This window comes from Niveispirillum sp. FG156, from assembly GCF_057809555.1.
In genome coordinates this window covers 1-25,389 of sequence record NZ_JBMDKE010000001.1, presented here as the reverse complement: position 1 = coordinate 25,389, position 25,389 = coordinate 1, and the positions used below count along the sequence as shown (strand labels likewise).

Below are 25,389 nucleotides of genomic sequence, written 5' to 3'. Positions count from 1 at the left end.
GTTACTGCGCGGTCGCTTCAGCGACCTGACGCGGCGCGGAGCCATTGCTGTTGAAGGCCTGCTTCTGCTGGCCCAGCCATTCCTGGAAGCGCTCCTTGGACACAGCCTCGACGGCGATCGGCATATAGCCATGGCCGGTGCCGCAGATTTCGGAGCACTGTCCGTAATACACACCCTCGCGGGTGACGTTGAACCAGGTCTCGTTCAGGCGGCCCGGCATCGCGTCCTTCTTCACGCCCAGAGCGGGAATGGCGAAGGAGTGGATGACGTCGGCGCCCGTGACCAGGACCCGCACATCAACGCCGACCGGCACGATGATACGGTTGTCAACTTCCAGCAGGCGCAGCTGGCCCGGCTGGATTTCATTTTCGGGGATCATCCGCGACTCGAAGGCCAAGCCTTCATGGTCGGGATACTCGAAGCTCCAGTACCACTGATGGCCCGTGATCTTGACCGTCAGCTCCGGATTCGGCGCCTTGTCCATATAGTACAGGACGCGGAAAGACGGGATGGCGATCAGCAGCAGGATCAGAACGGGGATACCCGTCCAGGCCACTTCCAGCCAGGTGTGGTGCGTCGTGGTCGACGGCACCGGATTCGCCTTCTTGTTGAAGCGGATCATCACATAGAGCAGCAGCAGGGTGACGAACACGGCGATAGCGATGATCGTCCACAGCAGGATGTTGTGGAAATCATGCAGCCGCTCCATCACGGGCGAAGCCGCTTCCTGAAAACCCAATTGCTTGGGGTGCGGCGCACCGACGGCCTTGGCCGCCTCCTGCGCCAAGGCCGAGCCCCCGACCATCGCGCTGACATACAGGGCCGTCACAGCGGCGCCGATCTTGCTTACAGACATCCCTTACCACTCTCGTCGTTGCCGGAGGTTGTCCCCCGCTTGAGCCAGCCGGACCGCCCGCCCATCCCCTCCACCACCCGCCAATGGCGGTGGGCGGGAAAGTCGCGGCGTGACGCAGACCCGGAACGGATCAAACCGTTTCGGCGGGACACTACACGCGCGTGGGGCTCACGAACAACATATGCGCCACCAGGATGGGGCGCACATATCGTCGCAGACCATACAGGCAAGCACCCACAAACGGCAAGATCGTCCGCCATCCCCGCCCTGCAAGGCCGATGGGCATTGCGTCGCAGGGGACCGGGCAATTGATCTGGCGCATGGCAGTGCCCGGCAGCCTTGCCAGCGGCGCAACGCATCGCCATTCTGACGGAAGACCTTATATCCGTTGCCAAGGAAGGCCGCGCGCCATGTCGCTTCTGTCCCAGACCGATGAAATCTTCTTCAATCAGGCCGGCCTTGACCTGGGCCGCACGGGCGGACTGGTCACCAACGCGCTGCGCGGCGCCGATGATGGCGAACTGTTCCTGGAATATGCGCAGAGCGAAAGCTTCGCCTGGGACGATGGCAAGCTTAAGAGTGCGTCCTTCGACACCAGCCAGGGATTCGGCCTGCGCGCCGTCGCTGATGAGGCCACCGGCTACGCCCACGCCTCGGTTCTGACGGAGGATGCCATCCGCCGCGCCGGCGACACGGTCCGCGCCGTTCATGCCGGCCATAGCGGCATGATGGCCGAGGCGCCGATCGGCACCAACCGTCTGCTCTATGCCAGCGACAACCCCCTGGTCCTGGTGCCGTTCGAAGCCAAGGTGAAGCTGCTGGAACAGATCGACGCCTATGCCCGCGCCAAGGACGCCCGCGTGCGGCAGGTCTCCGCCTCCCTGTCGGGTGAATGGCAGGCCGTGCAGATCATCCGCGCCGATGGCAGCCGGGTGGCCGACATCCGCCCCCTGGTCCGCCTGAACGTCTCGGTCGTCGTGGCCGATGGCGACCGCATGGAATCGGGCAGCCACGGGGCCGGCGGGCGCCGCACCTATCAGCAGTTCCTGGAGCCCGAGGTGTGGCAGGGCTATGTCGATGAGGCGCTGCGCGGGGCGCTGATCAATCTCGGCTCCATCGAGGCGCCGGCCGGTGAGATGCCGGTCGTGCTGGGCCCCGGCTGGTGCGGCATCCTGCTGCATGAAGCCATCGGCCACGGCCTGGAGGGCGATTTCAACCGCAAGCAGACGTCGGCCTTCTCCGGCCTGCTGGGCCAGCGGGTGGCCGCCCCCGGCGTTACCGTCGTCGATGATGGTTCCATCGAGGGGCGGCGCGGGTCCATCACCGTGGATGATGAAGGCACGCCCAGCCAGTGCACCGTCCTGATCGAGGATGGCATCCTGAAGGGCTATATGCAGGACCGGCTGAACGCCCGGCTGATGGGTGTGAAGCCCACGGGCAATGGCCGCCGCCAGGGCTATGCCCACATGCCCATGCCGCGCATGACCAACACCGTGATGCGCGGCGGCGACAAATCGCCCGACGAGATTATCGCCTCGGTCAAGCGCGGCATCTTTGCCGCCAATTTCTCTGGCGGTCAGGTCGATATCGTCTCTGGCAAGTTCGTGTTTTCCGCCAGCGAGGCCTATCTGATCGAAGATGGCAAATTGGGACCGGCGGTCAAGGGTGCCACCCTGATCGGCAATGGCCCCGACTCGCTGACCAAGGTCACCATGATCGGCAATGACAGTTCCATGGACCCCGGCATCGGCGTCTGCGGCAAGGCCGGCCAGGGCGTACCCGTCGGCGTCGGCCAGCCCACCCTGCGCATTGACGGCCTGACGGTCGGCGGCACGAAGGCGGCGTGAGGGTTGGTTTGGCAGAACGTCGCGATGGCAAATCGCGTTGAACGGCATATTGTTGAGTGGTTCTGAGAAGGCACCGCTATGAGAACCGCGGCAAACCATCTACCGCTCAACCAGCGAACGGTGACACGGGTGCATGAAGGAAAGCTCGTGACGGAATCGCTGGTCGAAGCTATTGCAGATTTGCAGGCGCTGGCGGTGCGGTTCGGGGATCCCTCACGCAGTTTAGCCGACGAGCTGATTGCGGAACGCCGTGCCGCTCGTGGAGAATGATATCGTCTTAGACAGTTCGGCAGTACTCGCCTTACTGAAACGGGAGCGTGGGGCTGAGCAGGTTGCGGAGGCCCTACCAGGTGGCTTGGTGAGTACTGTTAACTTGGCTGAGATCGTCAGCAAGCTGCAAGAAGACGGCTGGCCGCCGCCCTTCATTTCAGACGTCGTTGAACGCCTTGGCCTGCGCGTCATCAGCTTTTCGATTGAACAAGCCAGAACAGCAGGTCTCATGCGGATCAGCACGAAACGGCTGGGCCTTTCATTGGGTGATCGCGCGTGTCTTGCTCTCGCGAAGGAAAAACGCGCTATTGTTTTGGCCGCCGATGGGGCTTGGTGTCAGCTGTCCAACGATCTGGGACTTAGCATCACGAACATCCGCCAACCGATTTGACCAACAAAAAAGCCCGCCTTTCGGCGGGCTTTTCCGTAACTCGAACCGTTCAGCCGCTCAGTGCAGCTTGGCCGGCAGTTCGGTGATGGCGGCGTCGACCAGCGCGCTATTGCGGGCTTCGTCGACATTCTGCACCAGCAGCTTCTCGGTCGCCTGAACGGCGATTTCGACGGCCAGATCACGGACCTGCTGAAGCGCCAGCGCTTCGGCCTGGGCGATCTTGTCGACGGCCTGCTGCTCGCGGCGCTTCAGGCCGGCTTCCAGATCGGACGCTGCCTGGGCACGGATGCGGGACGCTTCTTCGCGGGCCTGGGCCACGATGGCCTCGGCTTCCTTCAGGGCGTCGCGCTGCTTGCGCTGGAACTGCGCCAGAGCGGCCTGCGCGTCTTCGCGCAGCTTCTGGGCCTGTTCCAGCTCATCGGCGATGCGCTTGCTGCGGGCGTCCAGGCTGCCGAGGATGCCCTTGCCGGAAAGGCGGGCAACACCGACGATGAAGATGACGAACGCAACGGCGTACCAGAAAGTGCTGCTTGCAAACATCACGCACGCTCCTTCAGCACGGATTCAACCGCTGCACTGGCGGCATCGGCCGACAGGACGGCACCCGACAGACGTTCCGTCGCGGCCAGGGCGGCCTCGGCGGCGACGCTGCTGAGATTGGACAGCGCTTCCTGCTTGGCGGTCTGGATGCGGGCTTCGGCATCACGGGTCTTGGCAGCCAGACCGGTGCCCAGTTCCGTGTTGCGGCGCGCGGCCTCGGCATCGGAAGCGGCCACCGAAGCGGCGATTTCCTTCTGCGCGTTGGCGCGGGCTTCCGACAGGGCCTTTTCATAGGCCTGCATCACGCCCTCGGCTTCGGCTTTCAGGGCCGACGCCTTCTCCAGATCGTTGGAGATCTTTTCCTGGCGGGCTTCCAGCACCTCGGCGACGCGCGGCAGCGCCACCTTGGACATCAGCCAGAACAGCAGGCCGAACGTCAGCACCCACCAGAAGACCTGAGAGGCGAAGCTATCCGGGTTGAGCTGCGGCAGGCCCTTCTTGGCATGCTCGGCATGCTCGCCCTCGGCAGCGGCCAGGACAGGCGCCGCGAAGACGATGGCCGTGGCAAGCGCCGCCGAGGCGCCGACATACAGCCGCGAAAAGCGTTGGACAGGCATAGAAGCACCCATTCACTGCTGACCGGTCCATGAAGGCCGATCACGCCAAATTCCCATCAGCGCCTTTAAGGAAAAGCTCAAGTAAAGGACCATAGGGCCCATAGAGCAACCGCCGCTGTCGGATCTGATACCCGGCAGCGGCGGCGATCCCGGCGCTGAAGCCCCGGCGCCCGAGGGCACCGGTTCTAAGAAACTGTCCGCCGATTAGGCGAACAGGATCAGGAAGGCGATAACCAGCGCGAACAGACCGGTCGCTTCGGTCAGCGCGAAGCCGATGAAGACGAAGGTCTTGTAGGAGTTCAGAGCGGCCGGGTTACGCGAAGCAGCCTGATACAGGCCGGAGAACAGGTTGCCCAGGCCGATACCGACGCCCAGCAGGGCGAACATGGCGAGACCGGCACCGATGAACTTTGCGGCTTCAGCTTCCATTTTGAAGTTCCTCTAGGTTGGAAGTGTCTCTTGGAAAAGACGGGTTGGACGTTGGAGATGCTTAGTGCATCTCCAGCGCGTCACGCAGATACACGCAGCTCAGCAGCGCGAAGATGTAGGCCTGAATGCCGGCGACCAGGAATTCCAGGGCGAACAGCGCGACATTCAGGAGAACCGGGAGCATACCAACCGCAGCCATGCCACCACCAGCGGCGACCATCGACACCGTGAAGCCCGCGAAGACCTTCATCATGGTGTGGCCGGCCAGCATGTTGGCGAACAGACGGATGGACAGGCTGATGGGGCGCACGAAGTAGGAGATCAGTTCGATGGGAACGATCAGCGGCGCCAGCCATAGCGGCGTGCCATGCGGCAGGAAGAAGTGGAAGAAGTGCAGCCCGTGCTTCACGAAAGCAACGACGGTGACCACCACGAACACGAACAGCGCCATCGCGAAGGTCACGATGATATGGCTGGTGAAGGTGAAGGAACCGGGGATCAGACCCAGGACGTTGCCGAACAGCACGAAGATGAACAGCGAGAAGATGAAGGGGAAGAACTTGCGGGCCTGCGGGCCGGCATTGTCACGCACCATCTCTGCCACGAACTCATACAGAAGCTCGGCGATGGACTGCACGCGGCCCGGAACCAGGGCGCGACCGCGCATGCCATAGACCAGCAGGAAGGTCGAGGCCACAACGGCAATCACCATCCACAAAGAGGAATTGGTGAAGGACAGATCAAGATTGCCAACCGGCAGGTTGACCAGCCGCTTGATCTCGAATTGCTCCAAAGGACCAGCCACGATGCCCTACTCCCCACCGTCCCGCTTTTGGGACTTGTCGAACCCCGCCGCATACCCCTGACCGGAGGTCAGGCGGTACACATTCATAAATCCGGCAATCGCGCCCAGGAAGATCATGATGATCATCCCCCAGGGTTTCGTATCCAGCCACCAGTCGATGCCATATCCAAGCGCAAGCCCGAACAGCACACCGGCAACCAGTTCCACCCCGACACGCAGGCCCAGCGCCATATCACCGTTCGACACGTTCTTGCCACTGGCCCCCTGTTCGGGGTCGGGCAGGTCCATGCCGGCGTTGCGGCGGGCCTCACGCAGGCGGGTATCCAGTTCCTCCAGAGACGGGGGCGGACGCTCATCGGACATGAAGCGGGCTCCCTTCCGCCAGAAGTTGGATACCGTGCGAAAGCGGCGGCACCATACGGTTAGGCCCGGATACTGTCAAGGGTAAGGCACCCCACCTTAAGTATTTGAAAAACCTGGATTTCCACCCCGCGCATAGGTCCGATGCCGCAGCGCATCATACCTTTTGCCCGTCAAACCGGTGATTTAGCCCCCGAAATGCCGGTAACGGCCCGCGTTTCGTTACACGAAAGCGCTGTTCAACGCCCGCGCAAGCGGTAGGCGTTGATCGCTTCGACCATCTGTTCGGGCGTGCTGCCCTTGGCGAAAACGGTCACGAATGACCCGTCGGGTGCCAGCAGATAGGCGAAGGTGGAATGGTCCATCAGATATTGCGTCGGGTCCGGTTCGCCTTGCGAACGGGCGTAATAGACGCGGTAAGCCTTGGCCACGGCGGCAATCTGCTCCGCCGTTCCGGTCAGGCCGATGATGGAAGGGTGGAACAGCTTCACATAGTCGGCAAGCACCGGTGCGGTATCGCGCTCCGGATCGATGGTGATGAACAGCGGCTGCACATCGGCGCCGGAGTCGCCCATCAGGTCCATCGCCTGGGCGATGGTCTGCAACTCCGTCGGGCAGATATCGGGGCAGAAAGTGTAGCCGAAGAAGACCAGCTTGTACTTGCCCACGAAATCCTGATCCGTCACGACGCGGCCATCATGGGTGGTCAGGGTGAACGGCCCGCCAATGCTGGCCGGTGCCACATTGGTGGCCACGCCGCCCGCCTGCCGCTGATCATGGCGGATGGTCATCCAGGCGATGACCGCCGCCATGATCAGCCCGATCAGGCACGCCAGCGCCACCCGTACCAGCCGTTCCCGCTTCATCAGCCCTCTCCTGCAAACCATCGGCAATGATATGGTCACCCATAGACGATGCTTCCACAACTTCATAGGGGCGGATAATGGCGGTGCGGATGGTCCGGTTGGCGGTGTTGGTCTTCGCTTTGGCGGCATGCGGTGCCGCCGGGGCGATGGAAAAGCCCTCCTGCGAGGATGAAAGCTTCGGGTGGAGCCAGACCAGCCCGTCGCTGAACCTGCGCCATGTCTTGTGCGGGGAGGTGAAGAAGAACGGCGATGTCGTCGGCATGCATAGCCGCGCCATCATCGACACGGCACCGGTGAAGGAGGTGCAGGCCCAGCCGCCGCAGGCCGATGGCCTCTACAACACCAAGGTGTTTTTCGAGAACGGTAAATCCAAGAACTCCACCTTCTACCCCGACAATTGCGGTGTGGAGCAGGTGACGAACTCCATCCTTTACGCCGTCAAACACAGCCACGCGCCGGGCAAGCCCTGGGGCAAGCTGGGCTGTTCAGCACCCGCCAAGCCGGACCCGAAATATTGCACCGGGCCGGGCGGGGAGCGTTTCGTCATCCGTTTTGCGGAATTTGACGATGGCCGCATCAATACCGCCTTCCCGCAGATGGGCGAGAGCTGCCCGCAATGATCCACGATCCCGAAGAATGGCTGGCCGACTGGCTGCAAACCGACATGGGGGGCGATGCGGACGGCATCGCCGCCTTCATCACCGGCCTGACGGGGGGCGAACGACCGGAGCGGCGCGTCGGCAACCTTTACGCCGCCAGCGTGGGGGATGAGGGCCTGCTGCTGGAAAACATCATGCAGGATGATTGGCCGGCGGTTCTGGTGCCACGGGAGATGGCGCTCAAGCGCTTGGAGCGACACGCGTAGGTCAGGTCGAGGCGAAAGCCGAGCCCTGACAGCATGGCTTTCAATCCTTTTCTGTCAGGGCTCGCCTGCGGCTCGACCTGACCTACGGCTTCGCCTCCTTCGGCAAATCCTCACCCGCCGGCTGCGGCAGGAAGAACAGGTTGCGCAGGAAGCCCGGCGCCAGAACGGCCAGCGGATTGACCCCGACATCCAGCTTGTCCGTCGGCCCCTTCACGCTATAGGTCGCGGCGAACAGCCCCTGCCCTTCCCCGCCCACCAGCAGGTCACCCAGCAGCGGGATCACGCCCAGCAGCTTGTTGACCGTGGTGAAGGGCACGATGGTGCCCTGCAGGGCCACGTCGTCACGCTTGATATCGATATTGCCTTCCAGGGTCAGGCCCACCTGCGATCCCGATGTCCGCATCTCACGCAGGGTGATCCCGTCCTTGTGCCACAGCCAATCCCCCGACAGGCGGGAGAAGGCAATGGGCTGACCCGACATGAAATTGGCGAATCCACGCGGCGACGTGGCGGACAGCAAGCGCGCCAGCACGGGCGCGTCCTGCACCTGATAATTGGTCAGGCTGGCCTTGCCCACCAGGGACTGACCCGGATCATCGGCCTGTGATCGGCCCGACAGGGTCATTTGGCCGCCCTTGATCTGGCTGATGACATCCAGCCCGCGCAAGGTGGCCCCGGCATCATCGGTTTCGGCGACCAGCGTCAGGATGCGGCCATCGGCGGGATCGGGGGCATAGCGCACCCGCAAGAACCCCGTCTCCCCCACCTGGGCGTCCAGGTCGGTGCGGTACCAGATATTGGTGTCCCGCTCCATCCGGCCCTTGGCCTGACGGATTTCCCTGCCATCATCGCCCATGATGGCCCGGCCCAGATCGAAGCTGATCGATAGCGGCGTCTTGGGCGCTGCCTCCTCCACCGGATCGGGCGGGATGACCTTGCCATCCGGCCCCTTGTTCTTGCCCCGGAAGGGGCGGACATCGAAACTGTCGCCCTTCACATCGATGGCCAGACCGCCCTTGCCGTCGGTATCGCGGATATCGATACGCGCATCGCTGTCGCCCAGCTTGAACTGCGTCAGCAGCAGATGCGACAGGCCATAATCCGCCGCGCGCAGTTCCATGGAACCGATGGCGGCCAGTTCCTCCGTCGTCACGACAAAGGCGGGGATCAGGATGGGCTTGCCATCCTTGAACTTCACCGTCACCCGGCCTTGGCCCGGCTTGTCCGCTTCCTTCTTCCACTTCATCGCATCGATGCGAAGCACCGATGGCGTGATGTCGATATCGGCCTGGATGGTCTGCTGCCGGCCTTCGGGCGTGCGTTCGCTGGTATAAACCATGTCCACGCCCGCCGGCCCGTTCAGCCAATCGGGAAAATCCAGGCGGAAGCGGCGGCGCTGTTCATCATCCAGGCGGCCGCGCGCCCGCACCTGTGTGCCGATGGGCGCATCGGCGGGGAAATTCTCCAGCCATTCCACCTGTGCCGGCACACCGTTCAGCAGGGCCGTGCCCGTCATGTTCAGGTCATGGCCCGTGACGGCCAGTTCCAGCACGCCCTCGGTCGCGTCGATATCGGCCACGATGTCGGGCACGGCCACGCCGGTCAGGCTGGCCTTGCCATCCAGTTGCACCATGTCCATGGTCAGGGCGGCCACCAGGGGGAAGGCGAAATGCAGTTCCGCCTTGGCCTGTCCCGATGCCCTTTCCGGCACCAGATTGACCTTGGCAGCATAGCCCAGCGGCGGATGGTCCAGCACCGTCAGCGCCGATGACAGCGGCCCCTCCAGGGCCACACGGATATCGATACGGTGGTCATTCTCGGTATCCAGCCCCAGGATGCGGATCATCCCCGGCCCGGCCTTCATATCCAGCAGGGCGCCATCCTTGACAGCGATATCAAAGCTTTTGCCGTCGAAGGTCGCCGTCGCCGACACGTTGGTGACGGGCGGCAGGGGCCGGCGGTAATGGACGGTAAAGCCCGACAGCGCGAACTCCCCCTGCATGGAGGCAACATGGAAGGCGCCGGGATCATCGACCGGCCCTGACCCTTCCAGCTTGAATACCGTGCGGTCGAAGGTGCCGTCGGCCAGATTGCCGACCATCCAGTCGCGCGTATTGTCCTTCACACCCTTGGGCCAGTAGCGATGCAGGTCCGCCATGGGCAGGCCCGTGATCTCGGTCGTCAGGGCCAGTTCGATGTTCTTGTCCCGCTGGCGGGCATTGCCGCTGATGGTCAGGTCGGCGGGACCGGCCATGTCCAGGTTGAACCGCGTCAGTTCCAGATGCCGCCCCGCATCATCCAGCGTGCCATGCAGTTCCACCCGGTCAAAGGCCAGCGGCTCCGGCAGTTGATCAGGCAGCGACAGGGTGCCCTTGCCCCCCGTCAGGCCCAGGACGAGATTCACAGGCGTCAGGTCGGATTTCAGTTCCAGCATCACGGTGCCGGCCAATGTCACGTCCAGCGCGCGTAGCGGATGCAGGACGGGGGCAATCTCCGCAAATTCCGCCGGCACAATGTCGGCCATCCCGCTGCGCAGGGTAATGGCGCCATCCTCGGCCCGCCAGGTGACCTCCGCCGCGATCTGGTTGATCTTGGCGCCCATGTCGATATCGGCGGATGCCGTGCCCCGCACGCCCCGCACATCGCGGCGCAGGCGCATGTCCAGGCGCGGCACCTGCCATTTCGTCTCCGTCGCCAGATTGGCCACCACCAGCTTGCCACGCGTGATCCGCAGGTCGCGCAAGGCACCCATGGTCGCTTCCGGATCGGGGGGCCGGCGCATCTGGTCGATCAAATCGGCCAGAATCCGCGCGCCTGCCTCCGGATCGGAGCTATCGCTGCCGATATCCAGGCGGAAGCCGCCATCGGCGGTGCGTTCGGCATAAAGGCTGGGTTCGACCAGATCGATGCGCGTGGGCGCCACCCGCCCGCGCAGCAAGGCCGGCACCGACAGGCCCAGGCGCATTTCCGGCACGGCGGCCAGCAGGGCGCCGCTGGCGCCATGCGCCTCCACCCCCTTCACCCGGATATCAATGGGCGTACCAAACCCGACCCAGGCCAGTTCCGTCCGGTCGATCTCCAGCGTGACCGGCCCTTCCCGCGACAGTTCCTGTGTCAGGTAGGGGGTGAGAAAATCCACCCCGATGGGCCCCTGCTGCGTCAACCGGAACGCCAGATACCCGCCCGCCAACAGGACCACGAGCAACAGGCCGGTGACCAGTTCAAGCAGGATAAGGGCAGTGCGACGCAGCATCGATCTCGGTTCTCCGGCGGGTTGCGCCGGGCGTTACGGGCAGCTTGACCTGAACAAGGGTCGGTGGGCAGTCTGGCCCCCCGCCCATGCGGTCCGCTTGGGATAGCCCGGTAGACACCCGATGTTCAATCAAGAATCCCTTCCCCGCCTTGGCGATCCGCAACGTGCCGCCGTCGGACTGGAACATTGGCATGAAGCGGCGGGTCCGGGATGTGATCCCGATCTCGCCGCCTTCGCCCGTTCCTACGCCGCCGATCCCCATGGAAAGCGCGTGCTGGAAGCAGTGTTCGCCAACAGCCCGTTCCTGGGACATGCCCTGGTACGGGAGATGGGTTTCTTCCGGCAATTGCTGGAAATCGGCTTCGACGCGGCCTTTGACGAACTTGTCCAGGCACTGTGGCGCGATCATGGCGCACAGACCAGTGCCGACAAGCTGATGAAGGCCCTGCGCATCGCCAAGCGCCGCGCCGCCCTGCTGATCGGGCTGGCCGACATGGGTGGCGACTGGCCCTTGGAAAAGGTCACGGGCGCCCTGTCCGATTTCGCGCAGGCCACCCTTCAGCTGGCGGTGCGCGTGGCGCTGCGGCAGCTGGTTTCCATGGGCCGCCTGATCGTTCCGGACACCGAACAACCTGAAAAAGGCAGCGGTTACATCGTCCTGGCCATGGGAAAGTTCGGCGCGCGCGAACTGAACTACTCCTCCGACATCGATCTGATCGTGTTGTATGACGATGGCATCGTGCAGGTGCCGGACGGGGAGATGACGAAACATTTCGTGCGGGCCACGCGCGAAATGGTGCGGATCATGGATGAACGCACCGCCGATGGGTACGTGTTCCGCACCGACCTGCGGCTGCGCCCCGATCCCGGCGCCACACCCGTTGCGGTCAGCGTTTCTGCGGCAGAAGCCTATTACAGCAGCCTGGGCCAGAACTGGGAACGCGCGGCCATGATCAAGGCGCGGCCCGTGGCCGGCGATCTGGAAGCCGGCAAGGGCTTCATGGATATCATCCGGCACTTCATCTGGCGCCGGAACCTGGATTTCGCGGCCATCCAGGACATCCATTCCATCAAGCGGCAGATCGGCGCACATAAGGGCCACCGGGAAAAGACCGTCAACGGCCACAATATCAAGATCGGGCGCGGCGGCATCCGCGAGATCGAATTCTTCGCCCAGACCCAGCAATTGATCTTCGGTGGACGCGACCGTTCCTTGCGCACCTGCGGGACGGTGGAGACGCTCTACGCCCTGGTTGCCGCCGACCGCGTGGAACAGCGGGTGGCCGATGACATGTCAGAGGCTTACCGTTTCCTGCGCACCGTCGAACACCGCGTGCAGATGGTGGATGATCAGCAGACCCACCAATTGCCCAAGACCGATGACGGGGTGGACCGCATCGCCGCCTTCCTGGGCTTTCCCGACACCCAATCCTTCCGCGACCGGTTGATGGCCACCTTGACGGTGGTGGAGGATCATTACGACCATCTGTTTTCCGAAAGCCCCGCCTTGTCCGGCTCCGGCAGTCTGGTCTTCACGGGCACGGAGGATGATCCCGACACGATGGAGACGCTGCGCGGCATGGGCTATGCCAACCCGTCCGCCGTGGCGGGGCAGATCCGGGCCTGGCACCATGGCCGCTACCGCGCCACGCGCAGCCAGCGGGCACGCGAACTGCTGACCGAGCTGGTCCCCACGCTGCTGGCGGCCTTTGGCAAGACGGCCCAGCCCGATCAAGCCTTCCTGAAATTTGATGAGTTCCTCTCTCGCCTGCCGGCGGGGGTGCAGCTATTCAGCCTGTTCTATGCCAACCCCAATCTGCTGGATCTGGTGGCAGAGGTGATGGGCACCGCGCCCCGTCTGGCCGAACAGCTGGCGCGGCAGCCGCAGGCGCTGGATGCCGTCCTGCTGCCGGGCTTTTTCGGCACCCTGCCGGGACGCGAGGAGCTGGAGGCCGGATTCGACGCCCTGGTTGGCGGCGCGCATTATTTTGAGGAGGTGCTGGACCTCACCCGCCGCTGGACCAACGAACATCGCTTCCGGGCCGGCGTCCATATCCTGCGCCATGTCAGCGACGCCGACCGTCTGGGCGCCTTCCTGACCGATGTGGCCGAGGTGGGCTTGTCCGGTCTTCAGCGCGCGGTGGAGGAGGAGTTTGCCAAGCGCCATGGCCGCCTGCCCGGTGCGGGCATGGCCATCCTGGGCTTAGGACGCCTGGGCGCCCGCTCCCTGTCGCTGCGTTCTGACCTGGACCTGATCACGGTCTATAAGGTGCCGGATGACGTGGTGCAGTCGGATGGGGCCAAGCCCCTGTCCCCCAACGATTATTTCATCAAGCTGACGCAGCGTCTGGTCAATGCCATCACCGCCCATACCGCGGAGGGGCAGTTGTATGAGGTTGATATGCGCCTGCGTCCATCCGGCAATGCCGGGCCGCTGGCCGTCAGTTTCGATGGATTCGCCAAGTATCAGCGCGATAGCGCCTGGACCTGGGAACATATGGCCCTGACCCGCGCTAGGGTTGTAACCGGACCAGACAGTCTGCGCCGGCATCTGACAGCAGAGATCGTGTCGGTCCTGACCCGACCCCGCGATCCCGCGAAGCTGCGCGAGGACGTGGCCTCCATGCGTGGCCGCATCGATCAGCAGCACCATACGGACGATATCTGGACCGTGAAATATGTGCGCGGCGGCATGATCGATATCCAGTTCATCGCCCAATACCTGACCCTGCTGCACGCCCCGGAACGCCCGGAAATCATCGACCCCAATACAACCGGCGCGCTGGCCTGGCTGGGCGACAGCGGCTTTATCGATGTGGAGACGGCGAACCTGCTGATCGACGCACACAAGACCTGGCGCCGTGTTCAGGGCTTCCTGCGCCTGACCGTCGAAGGCGGATTCGATGCCGCCAAGGCCCCGCCCGGCCTGAAAGCCGGCCTCGCCCGCGCCGCCCTCCCCGACCTGCCCGAAGGCACCCCGTTCGAGACGGTGGAAGCCACCTTGCGAACCAAAGCGGCGGCGGTGAAGGCCGCGTTCGACCGGATCGTCGGCAGCCCCAACCCGTAGGTCAGGGCGAGGCTTACGCCTCGACCTGACCTACGGCATTCGGCACTGGGTCATCCCATATGGGTCAATTCCCGCTCGCGGTGGTTCTCCCGCAGGAACCGGACCCAGTCGGCCTGCCCCTGGGCGCGGCGCTGATAGACCTCGCGAACGGCGTCCAGCAGTTCGCGACGCCGGCCCAGGATGTCGCCGCCGATTTCCAGCATGCGCAGGTTGGGCCAAGCCTGGGGGCGGATGCGCACCACCTCCGCCAGGGCCTCCACCGCCGGGCGGTCGGGACGGGCCTGGGTCAGGATCAGGGCCATGGCGGCAGTGGAGCGGGAAATGCCCATATGGCAATGGACCAGCAGATGGTCCTGCGCCCCCGCCTCTGCCGTCAGACGCTGCCCGAAGGCCAGCACCCGTTCCAGATGCCGGTCCAGCGGCGCCATCCGTTCCGGCAGTTCGATGATGACATCGTCGAATCGCAGGTCGATGCGGTGATGCGGCCCGTAATCGTCGAACGCCGTCAGCGGTTCCCGGTCCGGGTCCAGGATGGAGACAAGGTGGGTCACCCCGGCCAATGCATGGCCGGGCAGTTCCTGGATGCCGCAGACGGTGGTGCGGAATGGGACGAAGGCGGGCGATAGCAAATCATTTCTCCGATGGTGCGGCCGCAGCAGCCTTGGGCGGCGGGTCCGTCAGGCGGGTGATGGACAGGATGGGAATGCGCTGCCCCTCCACCCCGACATGGCCCCAGCCGGCACAGAGCGAGCCGTCGCTGCGCGGAATGAAGGCAAGGTTTGGTTGGCTGTCCACATTGAAGACGCTGGCCGACCCGCTCAATTCCATGCGGTAGCGCTGTTTGGCACCCAGCGTGACAACGATCGATCGGTCGTTTTCCGAGGTCCAGCCATTGATGCGGCGCGAGTCGATGCAGGTTTCGCGTGCCTTGTCCGGCGTCGCGGCATTCTCGGATGCCATGGCGGGGCCGGCACAAAGCAGGGCCAGCAGCGGCAGTAACAGATGGTGACGCATGATCCCGCGTCCTCCTTCCCTTGCAAATTCCCATACCCCCTGACGGGCATGGTGACGTGGGATCGGGGCGGGATCAAGGCGATGCGCAGACAGACCACCCCTTGCAGGGGCGCCAGAACTATCTACGCAGTGATTTCTTTGAGATGGGAGGAAGGTTGGTGGGCGCACAAGGACTCGAACCTTGGACCCGCTGATTAAGAGTCAGCTGCTCTACCAACTGAGCTATGCGCCCAATCCACATCCGCTTTCGCGGCCCCGCCAGGGCGTTCACCGTGGCGAGGCGCGCTGTGTAGCAAAGGGATTTCCCCTTGTCGATAGTTTTCGATGCAGGGAATGGTGCTTTTTTCAGCGACCGAGATTTGCGCTGGCGGCATGCCCTGTTACAAATCGCCCAGGCCGCGGCGGGACATACGCACATCCCGGTGGACATGCACCGACATCAGCAGGCCAAAGCCCACCATCACGGCCAGGGTCGCCGTCCCGCCATAGGAGATCAGCGGCAGCGGCACGCCCACCACGGGGATCAGACCCATGATCATGGCGACATTGATGAAAAGATAGAGGAACAGGTTGACCGTCAGCCCCAGCGCCAGAAGCCGCCCATACTGATGTCTACATCGCCCCGCGATGACGAAACCGAACAGCAGCAGCAGGCAATACAGCACCAGGAAGCTGACCGACCCGACCAGCCCGAACTCTTCCGCCAGCATGGTAAAGATAAAGTCGGTCTGCTTTTCCGGCAGGAAGTTCAGATGGCTCTGCGTGCCCTGCAGGAACCCCTTCCCCGTCAGCCCGCCCGACCCGAAGGCGATCTTCGACTGCGTGATGTGATAGCCGGTGCCCAGCGGGTCGCTGTCGGGGTCCAGGAAGGTCTCAACCCGGTCGCGCTGATAATCGTGCAGCAGGAACTGCCAGCTGAGCGGGATGGCGATCAGGATGGCGCCGATCACCAGCGCAAATTTCCACCAGCGCACACCCGACAGGAAGAACATCGCCCCCGACGCCATGATCAGCATCAGCGACGTGCCCAGGTTCGGCTGCGCCAGCACCAGGGCGACCGGCGCCCCCACGATCAGCAGCGGCACGATCAAATAGGGGATGCGGCCCGTATCCTCCAGCGAGGCGCCATGGAAATAGCGGGCCAGCGCCATGACCAGCGTGACCTTCATGATCTCTGACGGCTGCAACTGCACAAAGCCCAGGTCGATCCAGCGCTGCGCCCCCTTGCCCACCGATCCGAACAGATCCACGCCGATCAGCAGCACAAGGACAAGCCCATAGAGCGGGTAGGTCATCTTCATCCAGACCCGGATATCGATCATGCCGATGAACAGCATCAGCGCCAGACCGACGGCAAAGCGCAGCATCTGACGCGACGCCCAGGGATCGATCTGTCCGTTGGCCGCCGAATAGAGCATGGCAAAGCCGACACAGGCCACGATGGTGACCAGGAACACGAAGGACCAGGGTATCTGGGCAAGCTTCTCGGTGAAGGAAAGGGCGGCGCTGTCGCTGGAAACGTCCAGGGTCATGGCGTTTCTCCCGCAGGGTTAGGGGCCGGCGGCGTTGTGTCGGTGGCCGGCGGCGGCTGCTGCGCGACGGTGGCGCGCGCCGCCTCCAGCATCTGGCATTCCAGAAGGATATCGCGGGCGATGGGGGCCGCCACGGCACCACCGCCACCGCCATGTTCCACGATCACCGCACAGGCATATTTCGGCGCCTGGACAGGGGCAAAGGCCACGAACAGGGCGTGGTCACGTTCCTTCCAGGGCAGATTCTCATTCTTGATAACGCCGGAATTACGCTCGGCCATGGAAATGCGGCGCACCTGGGCGCTGCCCGATTTGCCCGCCATCTCCATGCCCGGCACATTGATGCGGGCACGATAGCCGGTGCCGCCCGGCACATTGGTGACGGCGTTCATGCCCTTCAGGACGGTGGCCAGATTTTCCGGCTTCACATCGATGGCGGGCCATTCCGTCGTCTCGGCAAACTGTCCTTCGATGGATTTCAGCAGGTGCGGCTGTACCGCCCGCCCGCTGGCCAGCCGCGCCGTCATCACGGCAAGCTGCAATGGCGTGGTCAGGACATAGCCCTGGCCCATGGACGCGATCAGCGTCTCCCCCTGGTGCCAGGGCTGTTTCAGGGCCTGCCGCTTCCATTTCGGGTCCGGAATAAGGCCCGGCCGCTCCCCCGGCAGTTCCAGCCCGACCTTGCCACCCAGGCCGAAACGGCGGGCCATGTCGGCGATACGGTCCATGCCGATCCGACCGGCAAGGTCATAGAAATAGACGTCGCAGCTGTTCATCAGTGCGCCGACCATGTCCAGCGTGCCATGGCCATTGCGGCTCCAGCAGTGGAACCGGTGGCTGCCCAGCTCGATATGGCCGGAACAGAAGACGCGGTGGTCGGCATTGACGATGCCTGATTCCAGGGCCGCCAGCGCCGTCAGCATCTTGAAGGTCGAACCCGGCGGATACTGGCCCGCGATCACCTTGTTGATCAGCGGCGTACGCTCATCCTTCAGCAAGGCCTGATAGGCCTCGTACCCGATACCCATGGCGAACTGGTTGGGATCGAAACTGGGGCTGGAACAGAGCGCGTGGATGCCGCCGGTATTCACATCCATGACGATGGCCGCCGCGCTCTCCTCCGCCGACAGGCGCTGGTGCATATAATGCTGAAGCTTGGCATCGATGGTCAGTGTCGCTTCGCGCCCCGGCTGGCCGGGATCGCGCGACAGTTCCCGGATGACACGGCCAACCGCGTTCACTTCCAGCTGGCGGTTGCCGGCGGCGCCGCGCAGGGCCTGATCATACTGTTTCTCGATGCCGCCCTTGCCCACCTTGAAACCGGGCAGGGTCAGCAGCGGGTCGCTGGACCCTTCGACATCCTTCTCCGCCGCCACCCCGACATAGCCCAGAACATGACTCAACGCCTCGCCGAACGGGTAGGAGCGGACCTGGCCGACATCGATGGACACGCCCGGCAGGTCGGGCAGATTAACCTCAATCGCCGCCACCTGATCCCAGGTCAGGTTTTCCTTGATGGTGATAGGCGCGAAGGAGCGGGAGCGCTGGATATCGCGCTGAATGCGCCTTTCATCCGCCTCGGTCAGGGGGATCAGCTTTCCCACCTCATCCAGGATCTGCTGCACGTCGCCGGCGCGTTCGGACACGATGATGGTGCTGAAATTCTGCTCATTCACGGCCAGCGGCACGCCGAACCGGTCGGTGATCAGGCCGCGGGGCGGCGCCACCAGCCGCAGCGAGATGCGGTTATCCTCCGCCAGCACGGTATAGCGGTCGCTCTCCACGATCTGGAGATAGTAGAGCCGGCCCATCAGCGTGGCCACGGCAGCGCCCTGCAGCCCGCCCAGCACCAGCGTGCGGCGGGACAGCATGCGCTGGCGTTCGGCGTCCCGGTCAAAGGCCGACATGGGTTACCCTCAGCTCAAATAGGCGCGGTGCAGCCTTTGCAGCAGCCAGGCCATCAACGGGAACAATGCCACGCCCATCAGGGCCTGCACCAGCACGGGCCGCGCGTCCAGAAGGCTGGCCGTCATCAGGGCGAACACCGACCATTGTACCGCCGCCGCCCCTGTGGCCACCAATGCAAAACCGATCCACAGCATCACGAAGGACCGGCCCAGGAAGAAGCGGCGCTGGGTGATTAACAGCCAATAGGCCATCATCAGCACCATGGAGGTCGATCCGATGGGCGTGCCGCCGATCAGGTCCTGCAACAGGCCGATGGCGAACACCACCAGCGGGCGCAGCAGGTCGGGCCGGTGGATGACCCAGTAGAACAGGCACATCAGCATGAAGGGCACCGTCACCATGGCATAGCCGGGCAACGGCAAAGGCACCATCCCGACCAGCATGGCCAGGATAGTGACGGTGAAGGGCACAAGGTTGCGTGCCGTCTGATCGAGCTGGTTAAACAATCCGCCGGCCAAGGCCGTGCCCCTTACTTCATCGCGCCGGGCTGCGTCGCTTCGGCGGCCACGCCGCCTACGGTGCCGAAATCGACCACCTGCACATGCTCCACACGCGACAGGTCGGCCATAGGCACGACCCGGGGCTTGCCACCGGCCCCGATTTCAACAATGCCGACGGGCAGACCCGGCGGGAACAGGCCGCCATGGCCAGAAGTAAACACCCGCTCACCCGGCGTAACCTCGCTGTTGGGCGGCAGGTACGTCAGCAGCGGATGGTCGGAATTGTCACCCGCCAGCATGGCGCGCTGCCGGCTGCTTTCCAGCACGACGGGGATGCGGGCATTCAGATCGGTGATCAGCAGCACGCGCGACGACCAGTCGCCGACCTGCACGATACGCCCAACCAGCCCCTGCCCCGACATCACGGCCTGACCGCGTGCCACACCATCGCGTTCGCCGATGGTGACAACGACCGTCCGCACAAAGGCGCCGCCGGGATCACCGACGACACGGCCCGTGACCACACGCGCCGCCGGGTCCGGCTTGAAGGACAGGAGCGAGCGCAGGGAGCGGTTTTCGGCATCCAGACGCAGCGCCGCCTGTTCCCACTGCCGCAACCGGGAATTCTCTTCGCGCAGGCGGGCATTCTCGTCATGCAGATCGACCAGCTGCCGGAAATATTCCAGCCCGTCGGCCACACTGGAGGCCGGACGCGACATGACGTTCAGAACCGGGGAAACGGCATCGGTGACGCGCGTGCGCGCCTGTTCCACCGCACCGCCATTCACATGCCCGATCATCATCAGGGCGGCGGCAGCCAGGATCAGCAGCGGAAAATAGAATCGCTGCACCATCCCCCAAAGAGGGGCCGCGATGCGCACGACGGATCCGCTATTGCGTGTCTTCACCGGGGGGTGGTGTCCCGTGATCGGGTAAGCCACCGAAATCGGTGGCTTACAGTGCCTTGTGAAAGTAACGCTTCAACGCGATGGTGTAAATATCGGATCGCTATAGCGGACCGATCAATACATGCGAATCAGCACGTTGCGCAGGCTTTCCTCTTCCAGCGCGCGACCGGAGCCCAGCGCTACGCAGGACAGCGGATCATCGGCAATGGAAACCGGCAGGCCGGTGGCATGGCGCAGGACATAATCCAGGTTGGCCAGCAGCGCGCCGCCACCCGTCAGGACGATGCCCTTGTCCACGATATCGGCGGCCAGTTCGGGCGCCGTATGTTCCAGGGCAACCTTCACGGCCTCAATGATCTGGCTGACCGGTTCGGCCAGGCTCTCGGCAATTTGCCGCTCGCTCATCACCAGTTCCTTGGGCACGCCGTTCATCAGGTCGCGGCCCTTGATCTCCATGACCCGGCCTTCACCATCTTCCGGCGGGCAGGCGGAACCGATTTCTTTTTTGATACGCTCAGCCGAGCCTTCACCCACCAGCAGGTTATGGTGACGGCGGATATAGCCGATGATGGCCTCATCCATCTTGTCACCGCCCACGCGGGCGGACCGGGCATGGACGGTGCCGTTCAGCGACAGGACGGCCACTTCCGTGGTGCCACCGCCGATATCGACGACCATGCTGCCCGTCGGCTCCGTCACCGGCAGGCCGGCGCCGATGGCGGCAGCCATCGGTTCCTCGATCAGGGAAACGCGGCGCGCGCCGGCAGCCTCGGCACTTTCCTGGATCGCGCGGCGTTCGACGGCGGTGGAACCCGACGGAACGCAGATCACGATTTCCGGGCTGGCAAAGCTGCGGCGGTTGTGAACCTTGCGGATGAAATGCTTGATCATTTCTTCCGCAACTTCGAAGTCGGCGATGACGCCGTCGCGAAGCGGGCGGATGGCCTGGATGTTGCCAGGCGTACGGCCAAGCATCAGCTTGGCCTCGTCCCCCACGGCCAAGACCTGCTTCTTGCCCCGCAGGTCGCGGATGGCGACCACCGACGGTTCATTGAGGACGATGCCGCGACCCTTCACGTAGACGAGCGTGTTCGCCGTACCAAGGTCGATCGCCATGTCGGCGGAGAACATACCGAGCAGGTTTGAAAACATGGGTTAAGCGTATCTCTGATGTCCGGATTCTGCCGCCTTGGTGCGACCGGGCCCCGGATATGCCGGGTCGCGCTTGTTGCATAGACCATTTGGGGCGGCGCCCTCAAGCCTTGAAAGCCCTGGAAACGGAATTTCCACGCCCCGTTCCCTTCGCAGTGCCACATGAAGGGTGTGCAGGCACCGCATCACCCCCTTTCGGGCTGTTGGACCCTCAAACTTCGTGGCAAAAACATGGCAAAAACCCCCGCCGGAAGGGTGTCCGACGGGGGTTTGACTCAAGTCGTGGAATCGGAGTCGCGTGAAACCGTCATCCGACGCCGTAAATACCAAGGGTCATCTCCCACGACCTTTGGGGGCCAGCGACCGCTGGCCCGCGCACACATGTGCGCGTAAGCCAAGCCGCCGGATGGCGGCGCCCGGCGCCTGAGGGAGATGGCATTTACGCTGACATTGCCACGGGCGCAGTCTTCAGACGCTTGGTGATCAGCTTGTTCAGCGCATGCACATAGGCGCGCGCGCTGGCCACCAGCGTATCGGCATCCGCACCCTGACCATTCACGGTCTTGCCTTCCTCTTCCAGTCGCACCGTCACCTCGGCTTGGGCGTCGGTACCCTGGGTCACGGCATGCACCTGATAGAGCTGCAGCTTCGCTTCATGCGGGAAGGCCAGCTTCAGGGCGTTGAAGACGGCATCGACGGGGCCATTGCCGAAGGCCACGACCGGCGGGATGGGCTTGCCGTCAATCTCCAGTTCCAGCACGGCATGCTGCGGCCCGCGCGAACCGGCCACGACATGCAGGGCGTGGAAACGCACGCGGTCATGCTGACGACCGACCTCATCATCCATGATGGCGATGATGTCTTCGTCGTAGATGTCCTTCTTGCGGTCGGCCAGATCCTTGAACCGGCCGAACGCGTCATTCACCGCATTCTCACCCAGATCGTCATAGCCCAGTTCCTTCAGCTTGGCGCGGAAGGCGGCGCGGCCCGAATGCTTGCCCATGACCAGGGAGGAGCGGTTCAGACCCACCGATTCCGGGGTCATGATCTCATAGGTCTCGGCGTGCTTCAGCATGCCGTCCTGATGGATGCCGCTTTCATGGGCAAAGGCGTTGGCACCCACGATGGCCTTGTTGGGCTGCACCTGGAAACCGGTGATGGTGGAAACCAGACGGGAAATGCGGGTGATATGTTCCGTTTTGATACCGGTGGTGCAACCGATCAGGTCATGGCGCGTGCGCAGCGCCATTACGATCTCTTCCAGCGACGCGTTGCCCGCCCGCTCGCCCAGGCCATTGATGGTGCATTCCACCTGACGCACACCGACGCCGATGCCGGCCAGGGAATTGGCGACGGCCAACCCCAGATCGTTATGGCAATGGACAGAGAAGATGGCCTTGTCGGAATTGGGGACGCGGGTCATCACGTCCTTGAACATGGCGGCATATTCTTCCGGCAGGGCATAGCCGACCGTGTCGGGGATATTGATGGTGGTGGCGCCGGCCTTGATGGCCGCCTCCACCGTACGGCACAGGAAATCGCGGTCAGAGCGGGAACCATCCTGGGCGGACCATTCGACATCGTCGGTCAGGTTGCGGGCATAACCGACATAATCGATGGTGCGCTGCAACACCTCCTCTTCCGTCATCTTCAACATGTAGTTCATGTGGACGGGGCTGGTGGAGATGAAGGTGTGGATGCGCTTGCGCTGCGCCAGCTGCAAGGCCTCGGCGGCGCGGTCGATATCGGCGCGGGCCGTGCGGGCCAGCGCCGCGATGGTGGCATTCTTCACGGTGCGGGCCACTTCGCGCACGGCCTCAAAATCGCCGTTCGACGCGATGGGGAAACCGGCCTCGATGACATCGACGCCCATTTCCTCCAGTACCGTGGCGATGCGCAGCTTTTCATCCAGGTTCATGGAACAGCCGGGCGCCTGCTCGCCATCGCGCAGGGTGGTGTCGAAAATGATGACGCGGTTGCTGTCGCGGGTGATGCTCATGTCCTGGTCCCTTGCGGCACGTCGGGTACGGTCCTGTCAGGGGCACCGCACCGAAATCGATAGAAGAAATATGTGGTTTCGGCGGCGCCGGTCCGGCGCCTCTTCCCCTGATCGCGGGCCGCGCCGCAGCGAGGGCGGCACAGCATCGGGCGCTCAGGGGGTGATTAGTCGTAGGGTGGCGGCCAGGACAAGGCGGCCGCGACGAATGGAAGATGCAGACAGGCCAACGGCGCGGGCGGTGAGGCCCGTGCTGTTCTGCTGTTCCGTCATCTGGTCTGCCGCCATCACGGGGGGACCGTCCATCCGTAAAAGGTTTCAAGCAACGGCGAACCCACTGGGAACACCGACAGCTCATTTCATGTTTCGGTTTTAAGGCGAAATCACCGACGCGGCAAGAACCTTCATAGGGAAAGAAATGCAAAGGCTCCATGCGGGACTGGCTTGGGTGCGGCGCAATATGGGCATGTGCCCTCTTCCCCTCGACATTGACAGAAGACACCCCATTGTCTAGCGATGGGGTGGGTTCCGCTCCCAAGCAGAAGGCCAGGTAGATGAATTTCCTCAGCGCGATCGGCCGTGCCACCCTGACCTTCCTGGAGGCGACTGGGCGGCTGGCCCTGTTCACCCTAACGGCCCTGGCCCATTGCCTGCGCCCGCCCTTCTATTTCCGGCATATCGGTCGGCAGATGGTGGAGATCGGCTATTACAGCCTACCCGTCGTCGGCCTGACCGCCGTGTTCACGGGCATGGTGCTGGCGCTGCAAAGCTATTCCGGCTTCTCCCGCTTCTCCGCCGAAAGCGCCATCGCCACCGTCGTGGTTCTGTCGATCACCCGTGAACTGGGGCCGGTTCTGGCCGGCCTGATGGTGGCGGGCCGCATTGGTGCCGCCATGGCGGCGGAACTGGGCACCATGCGGGTGACGGAGCAGGTGGACGCGCTAACCACGCTTTCCACCAACCCCTATAAGTATCTGGTGGTGCCCCGCCTGATCGCCGGCACCACCATGCTGCCCATCCTGGTGCTGGTGGCCGACATCATCGGTGTGTTCGGCGGCTATCTGGTGGCCGTCTACCGGCTGGGCTTCAACGCGTCGAGCTATATCAACAACAGTTGGCAATATCTGGAATTCATGGACGTGGTGTCCGGTCTGGTGAAGGCGGCGGCGTTCGGCTTCGTCATCTCGCTGATGGGCTGCTACCACGGCTATAACTCGCGCGGCGGCGCGCAGGGCGTGGGGGCGGCCACCACCAATGCCGTGGTATCCGCCTCCATCCTTATCCTGGTCCTGAACTACCTGCTGACGGGGATCTTCTTCTCATGACGATGGCGCCCTTGGAACTGACGCAGGATATGGATGTGCCGAAGATCTCGCTGAAAGGCGTGAAGAAGGCGTTCGGGCCCAAGGTGGTGCTGGACGGCGTCGACCTGGATATCCAGCGCGGCGAAAGCGTGGTGATCATCGGCGGCTCGGGCACCGGCAAGTCGGTGCTGCTGAAAAGCATCCTGGGCATCCTGCAGCCCGATGCGGGCAGCATCCGTATCGATGGGGAGGATACGACCTATATCACGGGCCGTGACCGTGAACGCGCCATGGCCAAGTTCGGCATGCTGTTCCAGGGGGCCGCCCTGTTCGACAGCCTGCCCGTCTGGGAAAACGTGGCCTTCGGCCTGATGCAGGGGCAGCGCGTGGGCCGGAAGGAGGCACGGGAGCGTGCCGTCGCCACCTTAGGTGCCGTCGGCCTGGGTCCTGATGTCGCCAACCTTTCCCCCTCCGAACTGTCGGGCGGCATGCAGAAGCGCGTGGGCCTGGCCCGCGCCATCTGCACCAACCCGGAGATCATCTTCTTTGACGAGCCGACGACGGGCCTGGACCCGATCATGGCTGACGTCATCAACGACCTGATCGTGAAATGCGTGAAGGATCTGGGCGCCACCGCGCTTTCCATCACCCATGACATGGCCAGCGCCCGCAAGATCGCCGACCGTATCGCCATGCTCTACAAGGGCAAGCTGATCTGGGTGGGTCCTGTGTCGGAGATCGACAATAGCGGCAACGCTTACGTCGATCAGTTCATCCATGGCCGCGCCGAAGGCCCGATCCAGATGCAGATCCGGGCTTTTTAGAGCGGACTTCTTCTGACTGGAAACGCGTTCTCTTCGTCATCCCGGCGAAAGCCGGGACCCAGCGTGAGGCGCGGTTAGCGCCGAT

24 protein-coding genes and 1 tRNA gene are annotated in these 25,389 nt (G+C 63.7%); 8 read left to right on the top strand and 17 right to left on the bottom strand.

Translation table 11 applies throughout. From position 1 onward, the window contains the following. Position 1 precedes the first annotated feature (1 nt). The gene (coxB, locus tag ACODSP_RS00125) at positions 2 to 856 is read right to left on the bottom strand and encodes a cytochrome c oxidase subunit II (protein ID WP_488963614.1); all 855 of its coding nucleotides are present in this window, start codon (positions 854 to 856) and stop codon (positions 2 to 4) included. Positions 857 to 1,266: 410 nt separating this feature from the next. Between coxB and tldD the strand changes: the two genes are divergently transcribed. The 3 genes from tldD to ACODSP_RS00110 all read left to right on the top strand — a co-directional run bounded on the left by tldD (position 1,267) and on the right by ACODSP_RS00110 (position 3,364). After that, the gene (tldD, locus tag ACODSP_RS00120; protein WP_488963613.1) at positions 1,267 to 2,703 is read left to right on the top strand and encodes a metalloprotease TldD; all 1,437 of its coding nucleotides are present in this window, start codon (positions 1,267 to 1,269) and stop codon (positions 2,701 to 2,703) included. A 147-nt stretch (positions 2,704 to 2,850) separates the two neighbouring features. Next, complete coding sequence (locus tag ACODSP_RS00115) at positions 2,851 to 2,973, top strand: hypothetical protein (RefSeq protein WP_488963817.1); 123 nt, start codon at positions 2,851 to 2,853, stop codon at positions 2,971 to 2,973. Next, positions 2,954 to 3,364 (top strand): type II toxin-antitoxin system VapC family toxin, encoded by a 411-nt coding sequence (locus ACODSP_RS00110; protein ID WP_488963612.1) that lies wholly within the window; start codon positions 2,954 to 2,956, stop codon positions 3,362 to 3,364. Before ACODSP_RS00115 ends, ACODSP_RS00110 begins: the two co-directional genes overlap by 20 nt. A gap of 57 nt (positions 3,365 to 3,421) precedes the next feature. Here ACODSP_RS00110 and ACODSP_RS00105 read toward each other — a convergent pair whose 3' ends face one another. The 6 genes from ACODSP_RS00105 to ACODSP_RS00080 all read right to left on the bottom strand — a co-directional run bounded on the left by ACODSP_RS00105 (position 3,422) and on the right by ACODSP_RS00080 (position 6,981). Further along, a complete protein-coding gene (locus tag ACODSP_RS00105; RefSeq protein ID WP_488963611.1) occupies positions 3,422 to 3,904 on the bottom strand; it encodes a F0F1 ATP synthase subunit B family protein in 483 nt (160 codons plus the stop codon). Continuing rightward, on the bottom strand, positions 3,904 to 4,521 hold the full coding sequence (locus ACODSP_RS00100) for a F0F1 ATP synthase subunit B family protein (RefSeq protein WP_488963610.1): 618 nt from the start codon (positions 4,519 to 4,521) through the stop codon (positions 3,904 to 3,906). Before ACODSP_RS00100 ends, ACODSP_RS00105 begins: the two co-directional genes overlap by 1 nt. A gap of 204 nt (positions 4,522 to 4,725) precedes the next feature. After that, a complete protein-coding gene (locus tag ACODSP_RS00095) occupies positions 4,726 to 4,950 on the bottom strand; it encodes a F0F1 ATP synthase subunit C (protein WP_054167069.1) in 225 nt (74 codons plus the stop codon). Between the two features lie 61 nt (positions 4,951 to 5,011). Further along, entirely contained in the window at positions 5,012 to 5,755 is a 744-nt protein-coding gene (locus tag ACODSP_RS00090; protein WP_054167068.1) for a F0F1 ATP synthase subunit A, read from the bottom strand. 6 nt (positions 5,756 to 5,761) lie between these two features. Continuing rightward, entirely contained in the window at positions 5,762 to 6,118 is a 357-nt protein-coding gene (locus tag ACODSP_RS00085; protein ID WP_488963609.1) for an AtpZ/AtpI family protein, read from the bottom strand. A 236-nt stretch (positions 6,119 to 6,354) separates the two neighbouring features. Continuing rightward, entirely contained in the window at positions 6,355 to 6,981 is a 627-nt protein-coding gene (locus ACODSP_RS00080) for an SCO family protein (protein WP_488963608.1), read from the bottom strand. 77 nt (positions 6,982 to 7,058) lie between these two features. Here ACODSP_RS00080 and ACODSP_RS00075 point away from each other — a divergent pair, with 77 nt between their 5' ends. Beyond that, complete coding sequence (locus tag ACODSP_RS00075; RefSeq protein WP_488963607.1) at positions 7,059 to 7,601, top strand: EndoU domain-containing protein; 543 nt, start codon at positions 7,059 to 7,061, stop codon at positions 7,599 to 7,601. After that, the gene (locus ACODSP_RS00070; protein ID WP_488963606.1) at positions 7,598 to 7,846 is read left to right on the top strand and encodes a hypothetical protein; all 249 of its coding nucleotides are present in this window, start codon (positions 7,598 to 7,600) and stop codon (positions 7,844 to 7,846) included. The genes ACODSP_RS00075 and ACODSP_RS00070 overlap by 4 nt, the downstream gene beginning before the upstream one ends. An 82-nt stretch (positions 7,847 to 7,928) precedes the next feature. On the opposite strand, the gene ACODSP_RS00065 is transcribed toward ACODSP_RS00070, so the two are convergent. Beyond that, positions 7,929 to 11,099, bottom strand: coding sequence for a YhdP family protein (locus tag ACODSP_RS00065; protein ID WP_488963605.1), 3,171 nt, complete (start codon positions 11,097 to 11,099; stop codon positions 7,929 to 7,931). Between the two features lie 121 nt (positions 11,100 to 11,220). Here ACODSP_RS00065 and ACODSP_RS00060 point away from each other — a divergent pair, with 121 nt between their 5' ends. Further along, the gene (locus ACODSP_RS00060; protein WP_488963604.1) at positions 11,221 to 14,166 is read left to right on the top strand and encodes a bifunctional [glutamine synthetase] adenylyltransferase/[glutamine synthetase]-adenylyl-L-tyrosine phosphorylase; all 2,946 of its coding nucleotides are present in this window, start codon (positions 11,221 to 11,223) and stop codon (positions 14,164 to 14,166) included. Positions 14,167 to 14,216: 50 nt separating this feature from the next. Here the strand turns inward: ACODSP_RS00060 and ACODSP_RS00055 are convergent, their stop codons facing one another. The 9 genes from ACODSP_RS00055 to ACODSP_RS00015 form a co-directional block, all read right to left on the bottom strand. Continuing rightward, positions 14,217 to 14,795, bottom strand: coding sequence for a tyrosine phosphatase family protein (locus ACODSP_RS00055; protein WP_488963603.1), 579 nt, complete (start codon positions 14,793 to 14,795; stop codon positions 14,217 to 14,219). Between the two features lies 1 nt (position 14,796). Then, positions 14,797 to 15,180, bottom strand: coding sequence for a DUF6491 family protein (locus ACODSP_RS00050; RefSeq protein ID WP_488963602.1), 384 nt, complete (start codon positions 15,178 to 15,180; stop codon positions 14,797 to 14,799). A 156-nt stretch (positions 15,181 to 15,336) separates the two neighbouring features. Next, positions 15,337 to 15,412: transfer RNA gene (locus tag ACODSP_RS00045), tRNA-Lys, on the bottom strand. A 148-nt stretch (positions 15,413 to 15,560) separates the two neighbouring features. Next, a complete protein-coding gene (gene rodA, locus ACODSP_RS00040; RefSeq protein ID WP_488963601.1) occupies positions 15,561 to 16,712 on the bottom strand; it encodes a rod shape-determining protein RodA in 1,152 nt (383 codons plus the stop codon). Further along, positions 16,709 to 18,619, bottom strand: a complete 1,911-nt coding sequence (gene mrdA / locus ACODSP_RS00035) for a penicillin-binding protein 2 (RefSeq protein WP_488963600.1) — start codon at positions 18,617 to 18,619, stop codon at positions 16,709 to 16,711. The genes rodA and mrdA overlap by 4 nt, the downstream gene beginning before the upstream one ends. 9 nt (positions 18,620 to 18,628) lie before the next feature. Then, on the bottom strand, positions 18,629 to 19,138 hold the full coding sequence (mreD, locus tag ACODSP_RS00030) for a rod shape-determining protein MreD (protein ID WP_488963599.1): 510 nt from the start codon (positions 19,136 to 19,138) through the stop codon (positions 18,629 to 18,631). An 11-nt stretch (positions 19,139 to 19,149) separates the two neighbouring features. Beyond that, entirely contained in the window at positions 19,150 to 20,028 is an 879-nt protein-coding gene (mreC, locus tag ACODSP_RS00025; protein WP_488963598.1) for a rod shape-determining protein MreC, read from the bottom strand. Between the two features lie 114 nt (positions 20,029 to 20,142). Next, the gene (locus ACODSP_RS00020) at positions 20,143 to 21,180 is read right to left on the bottom strand and encodes a rod shape-determining protein (protein WP_054167055.1); all 1,038 of its coding nucleotides are present in this window, start codon (positions 21,178 to 21,180) and stop codon (positions 20,143 to 20,145) included. Between the two features lie 439 nt (positions 21,181 to 21,619). Continuing rightward, entirely contained in the window at positions 21,620 to 23,179 is a 1,560-nt protein-coding gene (locus ACODSP_RS00015; RefSeq protein ID WP_488963597.1) for a 2-isopropylmalate synthase, read from the bottom strand. Between the two features lie 551 nt (positions 23,180 to 23,730). On the opposite strand from ACODSP_RS00015, the gene ACODSP_RS00010 reads away from it, so the two are divergent. Further along, a complete protein-coding gene (locus ACODSP_RS00010; protein ID WP_102111685.1) occupies positions 23,731 to 24,501 on the top strand; it encodes an MlaE family ABC transporter permease in 771 nt (256 codons plus the stop codon). Further along, positions 24,498 to 25,304: an ABC transporter ATP-binding protein gene (locus ACODSP_RS00005; protein ID WP_488963596.1), complete on the top strand. Its 807-nt coding sequence runs from the start codon at positions 24,498 to 24,500 to the stop codon at positions 25,302 to 25,304. Before ACODSP_RS00010 ends, ACODSP_RS00005 begins: the two co-directional genes overlap by 4 nt. Positions 25,305 to 25,389 lie beyond the last annotated feature (85 nt).

Bases quoted from the DNA above. Each gene is read 5' to 3' on its own strand.
- tldD (WP_488963613.1), top strand. From the start codon at position 1,267: ATGTCGCTTCTGTCCCAGACCGATGAAATCTTCTTCAATCAGGCCGGC.
- ACODSP_RS00105 (WP_488963611.1), bottom strand. From the start codon at position 3,904: ATGTTTGCAAGCAGCACTTTCTGGTACGCCGTTGCGTTCGTCATCTTC.
- mrdA (WP_488963600.1), bottom strand. From the start codon at position 18,619: ATGTCGGCCTTTGACCGGGACGCCGAACGCCAGCGCATGCTGTCCCGC.
- ACODSP_RS00085 (WP_488963609.1), bottom strand. From the start codon at position 6,118: ATGTCCGATGAGCGTCCGCCCCCGTCTCTGGAGGAACTGGATACCCGC.
- coxB (WP_488963614.1), bottom strand. From the start codon at position 856: ATGTCTGTAAGCAAGATCGGCGCCGCTGTGACGGCCCTGTATGTCAGC.
- ACODSP_RS00050 (WP_488963602.1), bottom strand. From the start codon at position 15,180: ATGCGTCACCATCTGTTACTGCCGCTGCTGGCCCTGCTTTGTGCCGGC.
- ACODSP_RS00095 (WP_054167069.1), bottom strand. From the start codon at position 4,950: ATGGAAGCTGAAGCCGCAAAGTTCATCGGTGCCGGTCTCGCCATGTTC.
- ACODSP_RS00005 (WP_488963596.1), top strand. From the start codon at position 24,498: ATGACGATGGCGCCCTTGGAACTGACGCAGGATATGGATGTGCCGAAG.
- ACODSP_RS00010 (WP_102111685.1), top strand. From the start codon at position 23,731: ATGAATTTCCTCAGCGCGATCGGCCGTGCCACCCTGACCTTCCTGGAG.
- ACODSP_RS00075 (WP_488963607.1), top strand. From the start codon at position 7,059: ATGGCGGTGCGGATGGTCCGGTTGGCGGTGTTGGTCTTCGCTTTGGCG.
- ACODSP_RS00070 (WP_488963606.1), top strand. From the start codon at position 7,598: ATGATCCACGATCCCGAAGAATGGCTGGCCGACTGGCTGCAAACCGAC.
- ACODSP_RS00080 (WP_488963608.1), bottom strand. From the start codon at position 6,981: ATGAAGCGGGAACGGCTGGTACGGGTGGCGCTGGCGTGCCTGATCGGG.
- ACODSP_RS00020 (WP_054167055.1), bottom strand. From the start codon at position 21,180: ATGTTTTCAAACCTGCTCGGTATGTTCTCCGCCGACATGGCGATCGAC.
- ACODSP_RS00065 (WP_488963605.1), bottom strand. From the start codon at position 11,099: ATGCTGCGTCGCACTGCCCTTATCCTGCTTGAACTGGTCACCGGCCTG.
- ACODSP_RS00060 (WP_488963604.1), top strand. From the start codon at position 11,221: ATGTTCAATCAAGAATCCCTTCCCCGCCTTGGCGATCCGCAACGTGCC.
- ACODSP_RS00015 (WP_488963597.1), bottom strand. From the start codon at position 23,179: ATGAGCATCACCCGCGACAGCAACCGCGTCATCATTTTCGACACCACC.
- rodA (WP_488963601.1), bottom strand. From the start codon at position 16,712: ATGACCCTGGACGTTTCCAGCGACAGCGCCGCCCTTTCCTTCACCGAG.
- ACODSP_RS00100 (WP_488963610.1), bottom strand. From the start codon at position 4,521: ATGCCTGTCCAACGCTTTTCGCGGCTGTATGTCGGCGCCTCGGCGGCG.